10 protein-coding genes are annotated in these 12,676 nt (G+C 70.3%); 4 read left to right on the plus strand and 6 right to left on the minus strand.

All coding sequences use genetic code 11. The features are described from left to right. The first annotated feature begins 7 nt into the window (after positions 1-7). The gene (locus tag L3Q65_RS15930) at positions 8-1,285 is read left to right on the plus strand and encodes a nitrate/sulfonate/bicarbonate ABC transporter ATP-binding protein (protein ID WP_182888878.1); all 1,278 of its coding nucleotides are present in this window, start codon (positions 8-10) and stop codon (positions 1,283-1,285) included. 141 nt (positions 1,286-1,426) lie between these two features. Here L3Q65_RS15930 and L3Q65_RS15935 read toward each other — a convergent pair whose 3' ends face one another. The 5 genes from L3Q65_RS15935 to L3Q65_RS15955 form a co-directional block, all read right to left on the minus strand. Beyond that, the gene (locus tag L3Q65_RS15935; protein ID WP_237600128.1) at positions 1,427-2,674 is read right to left on the minus strand and encodes an aromatic acid/H+ symport family MFS transporter; all 1,248 of its coding nucleotides are present in this window, start codon (positions 2,672-2,674) and stop codon (positions 1,427-1,429) included. 44 nt (positions 2,675-2,718) lie between these two features. Further along, positions 2,719-4,179, minus strand: a complete 1,461-nt coding sequence (locus L3Q65_RS15940) for an aldehyde dehydrogenase family protein (protein WP_237600129.1) — start codon at positions 4,177-4,179, stop codon at positions 2,719-2,721. Further along, positions 4,176-5,792: a thiamine pyrophosphate-dependent enzyme gene (locus tag L3Q65_RS15945; protein ID WP_237600130.1), complete on the minus strand. Its 1,617-nt coding sequence runs from the start codon at positions 5,790-5,792 to the stop codon at positions 4,176-4,178. Before L3Q65_RS15945 ends, L3Q65_RS15940 begins: the two co-directional genes overlap by 4 nt. A 95-nt stretch (positions 5,793-5,887) precedes the next feature. Next, entirely contained in the window at positions 5,888-6,589 is a 702-nt protein-coding gene (locus L3Q65_RS15950; RefSeq protein WP_237600131.1) for an IclR family transcriptional regulator, read from the minus strand. Positions 6,590-6,752: 163 nt separating this feature from the next. Next, a complete protein-coding gene (locus tag L3Q65_RS15955) occupies positions 6,753-7,904 on the minus strand; it encodes an MFS transporter (protein WP_237600132.1) in 1,152 nt (383 codons plus the stop codon). Positions 7,905-7,996: 92 nt separating this feature from the next. Here L3Q65_RS15955 and L3Q65_RS15960 point away from each other — a divergent pair, with 92 nt between their 5' ends. Further along, positions 7,997-8,338, plus strand: coding sequence for a helix-turn-helix transcriptional regulator (locus tag L3Q65_RS15960; RefSeq protein ID WP_182888873.1), 342 nt, complete (start codon positions 7,997-7,999; stop codon positions 8,336-8,338). Between the two features lie 371 nt (positions 8,339-8,709). Here L3Q65_RS15960 and L3Q65_RS15965 read toward each other — a convergent pair whose 3' ends face one another. Beyond that, the gene (locus L3Q65_RS15965; protein WP_237600133.1) at positions 8,710-11,490 is read right to left on the minus strand and encodes a glycoside hydrolase family 2 TIM barrel-domain containing protein; all 2,781 of its coding nucleotides are present in this window, start codon (positions 11,488-11,490) and stop codon (positions 8,710-8,712) included. Between the two features lie 310 nt (positions 11,491-11,800). On the opposite strand from L3Q65_RS15965, the gene pqqA reads away from it, so the two are divergent. Beyond that, positions 11,801-11,896, plus strand: coding sequence for a pyrroloquinoline quinone precursor peptide PqqA (pqqA, locus tag L3Q65_RS15970; protein ID WP_037358081.1), 96 nt, complete (start codon positions 11,801-11,803; stop codon positions 11,894-11,896). 81 nt (positions 11,897-11,977) lie between these two features. Then, positions 11,978-12,676, plus strand: a complete 699-nt coding sequence (gene pqqC / locus L3Q65_RS15975) for a pyrroloquinoline-quinone synthase PqqC (protein WP_182888871.1) — start codon at positions 11,978-11,980, stop codon at positions 12,674-12,676.

Genomic DNA, 12,676 nt, shown 5'->3' on the forward strand with positions numbered 1-12,676 from the left:
CACCCTCATGTCCGAAGTCCTCGTGTCCGTCGAGCACGTCAGCAAAAGCTTCCCGGGTTCGGCGGGCGACGAACTGCGCGTCCTCGACGACATCACCCTCGACCTGCGCGCCGGCGAGATCGTCGCGCTGCTCGGCCGGTCCGGCAGCGGGAAATCGACGCTGCTGCGCACGATCGCCGGGCTGATCGGCCCGAGCGGCGGCACCGTGCGCTACCGCGGCGACGAACTCGACGGGGCCAATCCCGGCACCGCGATGGTGTTCCAGACCTTCGCGCTGATGCCGTGGCTGACCGTGCAGGACAACGTCGAACTCGGGCTCGCCGCCCGCGGGATCCCGCCGAGAACCCGTCGGGACCGCGCGTTGCAGGCAATCGACCTGATCGGGCTCGACGGTTTCGAATCCGCTTATCCCAAGGAGCTTTCCGGCGGAATGCGGCAGCGCGTCGGCTTCGCCCGCGCGCTCGTGCTCGAACCGGACGTCCTGCTGATGGACGAACCGTTCTCCGCGCTCGACGTGCTGACCGCGGAAAACCTCCGCACCGAGCTGATGAGCCTGTGGCAGCGCGACGATTTCCCGACGAAAGCCGTCTGCATCGTCACGCACAACATCGAGGAGGCAGTGCTGCTCGCGGACCGGGTGCTGGTCCTCGGGGCCAACCCCGGGAACCTGCGTGCGGAAGTGGAAATCGACCTCGCCCGGCCGCGCGACCGCAAATCCCCCGCTTTCGCCGCACTGGTCGAGCGTCTCTACGACCTGTTGACCGGACGCGATCCGGCGGCCGTCGAACCCGCGCAGGCGACGCCGACCGCACGGCCGCTGCCGCCCGCGTCGGTCGGCGGGCTCGCCGGGCTCGTCGAGTTGGTGCACGCCCGCGGCGGCCACGCCGACCTGCCGGATCTCGCCGCCGAACTGAGCTTCGAGGTCGACGACCTGCTGCCGCTCGTCGACGCCGCCGCCCTGCTCGACCTTCTCTTCGTGGCTGGCGGAGACCTGCACCTGACGCCGGCCGGCACCGCCTTCACCACCGCGGACATCCAGACCAGCAAGAAGATCTTCGCCGGTCAGGTCCGCGACCGGGCGCCGCTGGTGCGCACGATCGTCAACGCGCTCACCGCCAGCTCGGACGGCACGCTGCGCGCGGAGTTCTTCCTCGACCTGCTTCGCCGCGGCTTCTCCGCCGCCGACGCCCGCCAGCAACTCGACACGGCGATCGACTGGGGCCGATACGCCGAACTCTTCGACTACGACACCGACAGCGACCGCCTCACCGTCACCTCGTCGTGAGCGGCTATCACGGTTAGAACCGCGATCAGCACTCACGACCAGCCGCCCCAGGCCGCGTCGCAACGAGATGCCCGTCCCACGCCAGCATGCCTCGTGCCCGGCCTCGTGAGTGGCGGTGCCGGTTAGAACCGGCACCGCCACTCACGAGGTCTCCACGCGCGGCACCGGGGTGTCCGCCGGAGCGTCCGGAGCCGGATCGCGGTTCACCACCGCGATCGCGAGCGCCCCGATCACCGCCACCACCGCGAACAGGTAGAAGCCCCACGGATACGCCAGCCCCGCCGACAGCAGCAGCCCGGTCACCAGCGGCCCGGACATCGCGCCGAACCGGCCGATCCCGCTCGCCGCGCCGAGCCCGGTTCCGCGCGCTTCGGCGGGGTACACGCGGGCGATGTACACGTAGACCAGCACCTGCGAGCTGAAGGTGAAGATCCCCGCCAGCAGCACGCCGACGTACACGCTCGCCCCGGGCAGCTTGATACTCAGCAGCGCCAGGAACACCGCCGCCGCGGCGAACCACAGGATGGTCGAACGGCGGTAGCCGATCTTGTCCGCCACCCGGCCGCCGACCAGCAGGCCGATGACCGCGCCGACGTTCAGCACCAGCAGCAGCGCCAGCGCCGCGCCGAGTTCGTAGCCCGCCGCGCGCATGATCTGCGGCAGCCAGGTGTTCAGGCCGTACACCAGCAGCAGCCCCATGAACGACGTCACCCAGAACGCGATCGTCGCGCGGCCGTAGCCGTGCCGGAACAGGACGCCCAGCGGATTGCGGTTCCGCCGGGCTTCCTTCGCCTGTTCCAGCGCCTTCGACTCGGGCAGGAATTTCATCATCAGCGGCACCAGGATCAGCGCGGGCGCGGCCCCGATGACGAACATCCACTGCCAGCCGAACCGTTGCAGCACCAGGATTCCCAGCAGCGCGGTGAGCACCGCGCCGACGTGATAGCCGGTCATCAGCACGGTGGTCGCGCTGCCGCCGCGGCCGATCCGCGCGTACTCGGTGATCAGCGCCAGCGCCGTCGGCAGCACCCCGCCGAGCCCGAGCCCGGCCAGGAACCGCAGCACGCCGAACAGCCACGGCCCGTTCGCGAACGCGCAGAGCAGCGTGCAGACCGAGAAGCTGATCACGGTCAGCAGCATCATCCCGCGGCGGCCGAACAGGTCGCTGAGCGGGCCGATCGCGAACGCGCCGACCGCCACCCCGAGCAGCCCGATCGCGGAGATCAGCGACGCCGTGTTGGGGTCGAGCCCCCACGCTTTGTCCTTGAGCAGCGCGGGCAGCACGACGCCCAGCACCACCAGGTCGAACCCTTCGAGCGCCACCGCCGTCCAGCACAGCGGGGCCACCCAGCGGGCGTGGCGCGCCCGGGGATCAGTCGAGACCGTCATGTCATCACCTGCGTCGTCGGAGGGGACCTGGCCGGATACTGCGGTTAAAACGGGTACTGCGGAAGGTCGCCGCGGACGGTGACCCACTGGGTTTCGGTGAACGCCTCCAGGTTGGCCTGCGCGCCGCCGTGCCGGGAGCCGGTTCCCGAATCCCCCACCCCGCCGAACGGGGCGAGGGCTTCGTCGTTGACCGTCTGGTCGTTGACGTGCACCAGACCGGACGGGATCCGCTCGGCGAGCGCCAGCCCCCGCGCGGCGTCCCTGGTCAGGATGCCCAGCGAAAGCCCGTACTCGGTACCGCCGGCCAGGCGCACTGCTTCGTCCACTGTGGAAAACGGCACGACCGGCGCGACCGGGCCGAACACCTCCTGGGCGTAGGCGGGCGCGGCGAGCGGGACGTCGGTGAGGACGGTCGGGCGGTAGAACAGGTCCTCGTAGGTGCCGCCGGCGGCGATCTTCGCGCCCGCCGCCGCGCTGCCGGTGACCACCGAGTGCACGCGGTCGCGCTGTCCGGCGTCGATCAGCGGGCCGAGCGCGACGTCGCCGTTCGCCGGGTCGCCGACGGTCAGCTTGGCCGCGTGCTCGGCGAGCGCGGCCGCGTAGTCGTCGGCGATTTCCGCCGCGACCAGGTGCCGTCCGGTCGCCATGCAGATCTGCCCGGAGTGGTTGAACGAACCGAACGCGCCGACCGACGCGGCCTGCTCGACGTCCGCGTCCGCGAGCACGACCAGCGCCGAGTTGCCGCCGAGTTCGAGGTGCACGCGCTTGAGCCGCTCCCCCGCCGCCGCGGCGATCCTGCGGCCCGCGTTCGTCGAACCGGTGAACGCGATCACGCGCACCAGCGGGTCCTCGACCAGCGCCGCACCGACATCCGCGCCGCCGGGCAGGAGGTGGAACAGACCTTCGGGCAGACCGGCTTCCTCGAAGATCCGGGCCAGCACGACGCCGCCGCACACCGCCGTGCGCGGGTCGGGCTTCGCGAGAACAGCGTTGCCGAGCGCCAAGGCGGGTGCGATCGCGCGGATGGAGAGGATCACCGGCGCGTTGAACGGCGAGATCACGCCGACCACTCCGGCCGGGACCCGGCGCGCCATCGACAGCCGGGGCTGGCTGGAACGCAACAGTTCCCCGTACGGATGCGCGGCCAGCGCGGCGGCTTCGTGGCATTCCTCGGCCGCGACCGCACGGGTCTGGAACTGCGCGAACCCCCGCGTGGCACCGGATTCCCGGATGAGCCATTCCTCGATCTCGTCGCCGTGGTCTTCGAAAAGCCGCGCTGCGCGACGCAGCACCCGCGCCCGCTGGTCATACGGCTGAGCGGCCCACTCCCGCTGTGCTTCCTTCGCGGTGGCCGCGGCTTTCGCGACATCCTCCGGAGCCGCCGCGCCGACCCGGGCGAGCGTATTGCCGGTCGCTGGCTCGACCGCGTCGTACTCTCCGCCCGCGCCGGGGATCCAGCCGCCGGAGAAAATCCGGCCCTGCCAGCCGGTTCCGAGCAACGTCATGCCGTCACCGCCACTTCGAGCACCAGCGGCTCCGTGCGCGCGGCCAACGTCGGCAGCACCTCGTTCAACACCGACTCCAGTTCTTCGTAGGTTTGCGCGCGCCGCGCCGGGCAGCCGAGCGATTTCGCGAGCCCGCTCACGCTGACCTCGTCGAATCCAGGCCACGGCGCTTTCCCGCCCCCAGCCGTGCGTTCGCCGTGCCGCACGGCGAGTTTGTCCATGATCGCGTAGCCGCCGTTGGACAGCACGATCACGAGGACGCCGACTCCGTAATGCGCGGCGCTCCACAGCGACTGGATCGAGTACAGCGACGAGCCGTCCCCGATCACCGCCACCACCGGCCGCTTCAGTCCGCCCATCCGCAGTCCGACCGCCGCCGGAATGCCGAAGCCCAGCCCGCCCATGGCCGCGCTGAGGAACCCGAGCGGCTCGCGCGCCGGGACGTACGCGTGCAGCAGCGGACGGCTCGACGGGGATTCCTCGACCAGCACCGTGTCCTTGGGCAACTGGCGCGCGAGCAGACCGAACACGTGGTCCGGCGCCAGCGGCGCGCCCGGCGCCGGGGCCCCGGGCAGCTCGACCGTCCGGCCGATCTTCTCCGTGCCCGCTTCCCGCGCCGGAATCAGCTCCGCCAACGGACCGCACACCGCCGACGGCCGCGCCAGCACCGCGAGGTCGACCGGGCTGCGGTGCGCTTCGTCCGGATCGTCGGTGACCACCGCGATGCGGGTGTCCGGCTCGGTCAGCTGTCCCGGTTCCCGCGGGTACTGGCGGAAAACCGGTGCGCCGACCGAGAGCACCGCGTCGTGCCCGGACAACGCTTTCCGCAGTCCTTCCCGGCCCGGCGGCAGATGTCCGGCGAACTGCGGGTGATCCTGCGGGAATCCGGCGCGCGCCCCGAACGCTTCCTGCCACACCGGGCAGGCGAGCCTCTCCGCCAGCGCGGTCAGCCCGCGCCACGATTCGGCGTCGTCGGCCCCGGCGCCCGCCACGAGCACCGGATTGCTTGCGGTACCGAGGAATTCCGCCAGTTCGGCCAGCACCGCGGGCTCGGCGGCGTTCGCGCGGACCAGCTTGGCCGGGGCGGGCAGCGGCTCGTCCGCGCCCGCTGGTTCGGACCAGTCGTCCATCGGCACGATCACCAGCGCCGGTCCGCGGTGCTCGCGCGCCTCGTGCCAGGCGCGGGCGAGCGCACCCGGAACGTCCTGCGGGCGCGGCGGTTCCGCGATCCACACCGGCGTCGGCCGGGCGAGGTCGTCGAGCCGGTGGCCGGTCAGGAACGGCTCGAGCGCGAGGTGGCGGCGGTCCTGCTGCCCCACGAGCACGACCAGCGGCGCGCGGTTGACCCGGGCGGTCGCCAGGGCGCCGACCGCGTTCCCGAGCCCCGCGGTGGTGTGCAGGATCGCGACCGCGGGCCGGTCGTTCGCGAGCGCCCAGCCGGTCGCCATGCCGACCACCGAACCCTCGTGCAGCGCCAGCACGAACTCGAGGTCGTCGGGCAGGTCGGTGAGCAGCGCGATCTCGGTCGACCCGGGGTTGGCGAACAGCGTCGTGGCGCCGAACCGGCGCAGCACGTCGAACGCGGCGTCGCGAACGGTCGGGGCAGGGCTCACGGACTTCTCCTCGGCAGTGCGGCAGCGGGCGGTCCGGAGTCTCCCGGCTCGCCTCCGGGCCGCCCAGCCCCTCTTCCACTCAGCGGAAAAGTTCCTCAGCCTTGCAATGCCCGCGTGACCCCCAGCGCGGCCATCCGGACCACCGGCACCAGCGGCGACAGATTCGGCGTGCAACTGGGCACCACCACGGAAATCGCCGCCACGACCTGATCGCCCGGCCCGCGCACCGGAGCCGCGACCGACGACGCGCCCTCGGTCATCTCGTTGCGGGAGATGCAGAACCCTTGCAGCCGGATCTCCGCCAGCACCTGCCGCAGCCGCGCCGGGTCGGTGATCGTCCCGCTGGCCCGCCGCTCCAGCCCGCCGGACAGAATCTTTTCGAGGCATTCCGGCGGCGCGTGCGCGAGCAGCACCTTGCCCGGCCCCGCCGCGTGCAGCGGAAGCCGCAGCCCGACGCGCGAGGTCACCACGACATCCGGATGCGCCTCGAGCTTTTCCAGATACAGCGCGCGGTCCCCGTCCAGCACGACCAGGTGGACGACCTCGTGCGTCACCTGCAGCAGATCCTGCAGAAACGGCAGCGCGACGTCCCGCAGCTCGCGCCCGCCCGGAGCCTGCGCCCCGAGCTGCCACAGCCGCAGCCCGATCCGGTACCGGCCTCTGCCGGTGCGCTCGAGCGCGCCCCAGCCGGTCAATTCGGCGAGCAGCCGGTGCACCGTGGCAGGCGCGAGCCCGGTCGCCCGGGTGATCTCGCCGTGAGTCTGCTCGGGTCGGCCGGACAGGAAGGAATCCAGCACCGCGAACGCGCGGCTCAGGACCGTGCGCCCGGGTTCGGCGGCGTTGCCGGCGATCGCGTGCCTCCGGGGCTGCGGTGGAACGGGACGGGGACTGGCCGCCCATCATCCGCCAGTCCCGCGGACACGGCAACCCGCCTTCCCCCCGACCGTCCACACTGGACGCTCACCGCACCGCGCCCGCCGGCCTCGCCGCCCGCCGCTCCGGCGCGGCGCCCAGCGCGACCGCCAGCACCACCGCCGCCAGGATCGCCGCCGCAGGCCCCAGCCACCCGGCTCCGCCGTTCGCCAGCACCACGCCGCCGATCCCCGCCCCGATCGCGGTCCCGACGTAGTTCATCGACCCGTTGAGGCTCAGCGCGACCGCCGCGACGTCCCCGCCCGCCGCGAACACCCGGCTCTGCTGCGGGATGAACAGCATCGACCCCAGCACCCCCAGCACGAACAACGCCACGAGCGTCGGCCCGAACCACTGCTGAACGACCGGCAACGAACCCGCGGCCACCGCCACGGCCCCCAGCCCCGCCACGATCACCCGCAACGACGCGACCCGCTCCGCGACCCACCCGACGAGCCGGTTGCCGAGGAAGAACCCCGCCCCGTTGACCAGCAACGCCACCAGAATCGCGTCCGCACTGCCCGGTGCGCTCACCCCCACCACCGCGGCCGCGTACGCCATCAGCAAGAACGACGGCGCCAACACCAGCGCACTGACCGCGAGCAACATGACGATCCGCGGATTGACCAGTACCGCCAGCCGTTCGCGCATCGTCGTCGCGGGCAACGTCATCGACGGAACGAACACCCCGGCCAGCACCGCCGCGACCGCCGCCAGCACCACAATCGTCCACAACGTGCCGCGCCACCCCCAGACCTGCCCGATCAGCAGACCGAACGGCACCCCGAGCACCGCCGCGAGACTCGGCCCCGCCCCGATCACCGCGAACGCCCGCGCCCTCCGCTCGGGCGCGGCAAGCACTCCGGCGACCGCGAACGCGTTGGCCTGAAACGCAGCCGCCCCCAGCGCCGCGACGACCCGCCCCGCCGCCACGATGCCGAAGGAGGGCCCCGCCGCCTGCAACACCATGCCGACGAGAAACGCCCCCATCCCCGCCCCGAGCACGACCCGGCGGTCCGCCCGCCCCGCGAGCGTCGCGATCACCGGCGACCCCACCGCATACGCGACCGCGAAGACCGTCGTGAGCTGCCCCGCCGCCGCGACGCTCACCGACAGATCCCGCGAGATGTCCGAAAGCAGCCCAGGAAGCACGAACCCGTCCACCCCGAGCACGAACGTGCCCACGGCCAGGATCACCATGCGCACACCGTTCGATGATTGTCGAATCGTCACATCGATGGAGCCTAAACTATGATTCGACGACGGTCAAAGCATTGATTGGAGCCCCGCCAGTGCCGCGCACGCTGCCCGAGCCGTCCGTCGAATCGTTCGACCTGACGGTGATCCTCAGCGCCCTAGCCGATCCAGGCAGGCGGACGCTGCTGAAGACGATGTACCAAGCCGGGGATCCGATCGACTGCGCGGCACTGGTGGAGAAAGCGGACCTGGGCCTCAGCAACCCGACGATCTCGCACCACTACCGGGTCCTCCGGGAGGCCGGCCTGACCCGCACCGTCGCCGAAGGCCGCCACCGGATCGTCCATGTGCGGCGCGACGAGGTGGAGGCGCGGTTCCCTGGACTGCTGGAGGCAATCCTCACCGCTCCCGAACGCACGCCTCCCCCGCACGGCTGACGCGCCGCTCCCCGGTCTGTCCACATCGGACGCTGGTGCCGCCGCCCGTGAGGGGCCCCTTCACGACCAGCACCCCACTACGCGATGCGCTCATGCGGTGTTCGGCGCATCCCACGCACCCAATGCGGCATTGGGTGCATGCGACGCACCCAATGCCACATTGGGGCGCTAGCGCCGCCCCGCGAACCGCAGCCGATGCACCCGGCATTCGAGGCGCCCAACCGCACCGATGCACCCACCCATGGAGGCACCCCGCACCGCCCCCAACCCCGATCCGAAGCCGCCCTGCGAACCGTCAGCACAATAAAACTTCGGGGGTGGGGGCCACCGCACCAGCGCAATGTCGCCCGCCAGGGCGACGAGCCGACCCCTCACCGCCCAAACTCGGGCACCGCAGGACTCACGTCCAACGCGTCCCGATTGAACGTCACCGCCACCCCGCGCCCCCGCAACCGAGACGCCCGCTCGTCGATCTTCCACCCGTCGACCCGAACCCCGACCCGGGGATGCCGCCGAACCTGATCGCTGTCCAACCGAGCCCGGACACTCACCGATTCCCCGCCGACCACATTCACATAATTATCACTAAACGTAGCGGGAAGAACCCTTTCCCCGGTCCGAACGTCATAAACCTGCAAATGCAGCATCAACGCCACAGACTCACCGATATTCCGCACATCGACCACGACCTCGCCCCCATCCGGCCCCCGGGAAACCCCGGCGATCACCGAAACCGCGGCCGCGGGCATCTCGTCCAGGCCGGCGAACCCGGCCTCCCGCCCAGGACTCTCCACCCACGAGAAACTCCGAACAACCTCCAGCCCCCGAAGATCCCGCAACACCAGCCGGACAAAAGCAACTTCGGCAGGCGCCCCTTTCAACGCCGAAGCAACGCTCCCCACCACACCGCGATCAGCCGGGCCAACCCCCTCCACCGGAAACGAGGCACGACCGAATTCCGCCCCGTCCAGCCCGTAGAGCGAGACGTCGACCCTCCCCCGAACCGCCTCCCGCGAATGGTTCGCCACCACCACATCGAAAGTCCGCGCGTCCAGCACCACATTCACCCGCCGGCAAGCATGCTGAACCGCGTAGAACGCCGAATGCGCCTCCAAATCGTGGCTGTACATCTGCCAAACGAAACTAGGCTGCGCAGGATTGGTCATCCACATAATGACCCCAGTTCGCGGATAAGGCCCAGCACTCCGCATATGCGCCACTGGCGCCTCGTAAATCGCCCTGATGCACTCGTAATTCATCAACTGCGACTTGCGCGCGAAATCCGCGAGGTTCCGCACCTCCCCGTACCGCTCGGCAGTCAGCCGGAGGTACCCGGCCCCGCCCCCGTTCCCTCCGTTGCCGTTGACATCCCGATCAGCCCAGAAGTCGTCCGGATGCTCCCACGAAGCCTCCGGCAGCATCTTCCGCATGAACTCCAGCGTCGGAATCGAATAAGACCCGACCTCGTTGCGAAACGGCGGCCACTGGGTACCGTCGTTCAACGAGAAGTGCTGGGCAGGCGGCACCCAGTGATACGGCCCGCCGGACCGGTACCCGTCAACCGGATTCTTCCCGGTGTCCCCGGCAGAACTGGTCAGCACCACCCGCTGCGGGTCCAGCTCGGCGACCAGCGCGTCCAGGCCGTCGATCAACGGCTGCGGAGGCGGCCCCTCGTTCCCGCCGCACCACAGCAGGATCGAGGGGTGGTTGCGGAACCGCACGATGCAATCGCGGATGTTCGCGAGGTCCCGTGCGACGTTCTCCGCGGGCGGCCCTTCGGTCGAGCAGAAGAAGTCCTGCCAGACCAGGATGCCGTACTCGTCGCAGGCGGCGAAGAAGTCCTCGGTACTGCTCTGCCCGTTCCAATTCCGGATCAAATTGAGATTGGCGTCCCGGTGCAATCGAACCTGCGCACGCACCCTGTCCCGGGGAATCCGCTTCAGCGCCTCGTCCAGCCCCCAGTTCCCGCCCATCACCAGAATCGGCTGATTGTTGACCGTAATAGCCAGACACTGGCTCACCGTCCCGGAGGGCGACCGCATCGGCGTCGTGTACTCGATCCGCCGGATCCCGAAGTCCACGGTCCGTTCGTCGTGCACCTGGCCGCCGGACTCGACCCCGACCGCCAACCGGTACCGATAAGGTTCCCCGTACCCATTGGGCCACCACAACTTCGGCCGATCCACCCGCAGACAGGCGATCTCCTTCGACGTCAGCACCACCGACGACGCCCCGGCCGGAACACTGACCGTCCGCCGGAACCCCTGCCCGTCGAGGGACCCCGTCACCACCACGGACTCCCCGGCAGCGCTGTCCAACGCAAGCGAGACCGCGACCTCCGCCGTCCGCAAATCCTGCGACAGCGTCGAGGCGACCTGCACGTCAGCCACCCGGACCGGCCCGGTGGTACGCCACGTGACCGGCTGCCAGATCCCCAGATCCCGGTCCGGAACGGTAGGCAGCCAGTCCCACCCAGCGGTGCAGAAGAACGTCGGCCCGTTCTTCAGCGTGATCCCGGTCGGGCCGCCATTGCGCCCGCCTCGCGTCACCCCGCTGGCGTAACTCGGCAACGCGGGCGGATCGGCGTAGTCGAGCTTCCCGACCAGCACCGCCAGCCAGGCGACGCCGTCCGCCTCGGCCACGATGTCGGTGACCTCGAAGACCGCGCGCTTGAACGCGCCTTCGACCGTCCCGACCCTGGTCCCGTTGAGCCAGACGGTCCCGAGGTAGTTGATTCCGTCGAACTGCAGCCAGAACCGCTGGCCTGGAACCAGCCGCGGCACCCGGAACGCGACCCGGTACCAGTAGCCGGTGTCCTTGAGGCTGTCCGGAACGGTGTCCGTCACGATGCGGCCGTACAACGGATCGGGATACTCGCCGTTGGCGATCATGCTCGTCAGCGGAGTTCCCGGAACCACGGCGGGCTTCAGCCCCGCGACGTTCTGCGCACTGGCCAGCACGCTCCCGTCCGCAGCCGTGCCGTCGGCCGCGACAAAGGTCCAGCCGCTGCCGATCTCGCCGCCGCCGACCTGAGGCGGACGTGCGTCCGGAGCCGCCTCGGCGGTGCCGGACACCCCGAACGCGCCGAGCACACCACCGCCCGCGACAGCAATCCCGCCGGACAGAAACCGCCTGCGATTCACCTGGGTCACGTCGCTCCCAAAGCCTCTGACATCGTTGTCAACCGCACTCGAACCCTATTATTCGGCCGCCCGCCGTCCCGATGTCAAGCGGCGTCAGGAGGTTTCCGCGCCCCCGCACGGTTTCTGTCGGGCGGACAACCGGCAGCGGCGCCCCTGCGTGACCGTCCGCTGCGCCATAGGAAGGAACCTTTATAAAGTCGGCGGGAAATCGCCCCGCACCCCTGGCGACCGGCCGCCTTGCGCTTTTAGGGTGACGGCGTTCGGGGCGGGGACGACTGCCCCGCTCACCGGTGCACCACCGAAGGAAAGCGAGTTTCCCATGCCCGAGCCCGTCGAGATGTGGACCGCGCCCGACTTCGTCGAGTACGAAACGCCGATGGAGGTCACTGCCTACGCGGCCCGCCGGGAGGAATGACCCGCCGGACGGGGCCGGTCCGCCGCGGTCCCGTCCGTTCCGGAAAACCTTACCGCTGAGCGAGAATCCCGGAGGACGCGAATGTCCACTGTGCACCCGATGAGTCCGGCGGAGTTCACCGGAGCGCTGCGCGGCCTCCAGCACCGGTACTGGGGCAGCCATCCGTTCCACCAGCGCATGCACGCCGGCGAACTGACCGCGCAGGAATTGCGGCTCTGGGCCGCGAACCGCTGGTACTACCAATGCGTGCTGCCGCGGAAAGACGCGGCCATCATCAGCAATTGCCCGATCCCGGAAATCCGCCGGATCTGGCTCGACCGCATCGTCTACCACGACGGCGCCGTGGAGGGCGAAGGCGGAGCCGAACGCTGGCTGCGGCTGTGCGCCGCCGTTGGTCTGGACCGCGCCGAAGTCCTCGACGAGCGGCACGTCGCTCCGGGCGTCCGGTTCGCCGTCGACGCCTACGTCGCCTTCGCGCGTACCAAGCCCTGGGTGGAAGCCGTCGCCTCCGGCCTGACCGAGATGTTCGCCGGGCACCTGATGCAGCAGCGCGTGGCCGACGTCCTGGCGAACTATTCGTGGATTTCCCGTGCCGACCTGGCGTACTTCACCAACCGGATCGACAAGGTCTCCGGAGAGGGCAAGGACACTTTGGACATCGTCGTGCAGCACTGCGTCACCCGCGAACAGCAGGAGAAGGCAGTGTCCGCGCTGTCGTTCAAGTGCGATGTCCTGTGGTCGATGCTCGACGCCATCGAACGCGCCGCCGCCAAGGAGTGA

The organism is Amycolatopsis sp. FU40 (assembly GCF_021903635.1).
GTDB classification, from domain to species: Bacteria; Actinomycetota; Actinomycetes; order Mycobacteriales; family Pseudonocardiaceae; genus Amycolatopsis; species Amycolatopsis dendrobii.

Coding starts and splice junctions, on each gene's coding strand:
- L3Q65_RS15930 (WP_182888878.1), top strand. CDS start 8: ATGTCCGAAGTCCTCGTGTCCGTCGAGCACGTCAGCAAAAGCTTCCCG.
- L3Q65_RS15935 (WP_237600128.1), bottom strand. CDS start 2,674: ATGACGGTCTCGACTGATCCCCGGGCGCGCCACGCCCGCTGGGTGGCC.
- L3Q65_RS15940 (WP_237600129.1), bottom strand. CDS start 4,179: ATGACGTTGCTCGGAACCGGCTGGCAGGGCCGGATTTTCTCCGGCGGC.
- L3Q65_RS15955 (WP_237600132.1), bottom strand. CDS start 7,904: ATGGTGATCCTGGCCGTGGGCACGTTCGTGCTCGGGGTGGACGGGTTC.
- pqqA (WP_037358081.1), top strand. CDS start 11,801: ATGCCCGAGCCCGTCGAGATGTGGACCGCGCCCGACTTCGTCGAGTAC.
- pqqC (WP_182888871.1), top strand. CDS start 11,978: ATGTCCACTGTGCACCCGATGAGTCCGGCGGAGTTCACCGGAGCGCTG.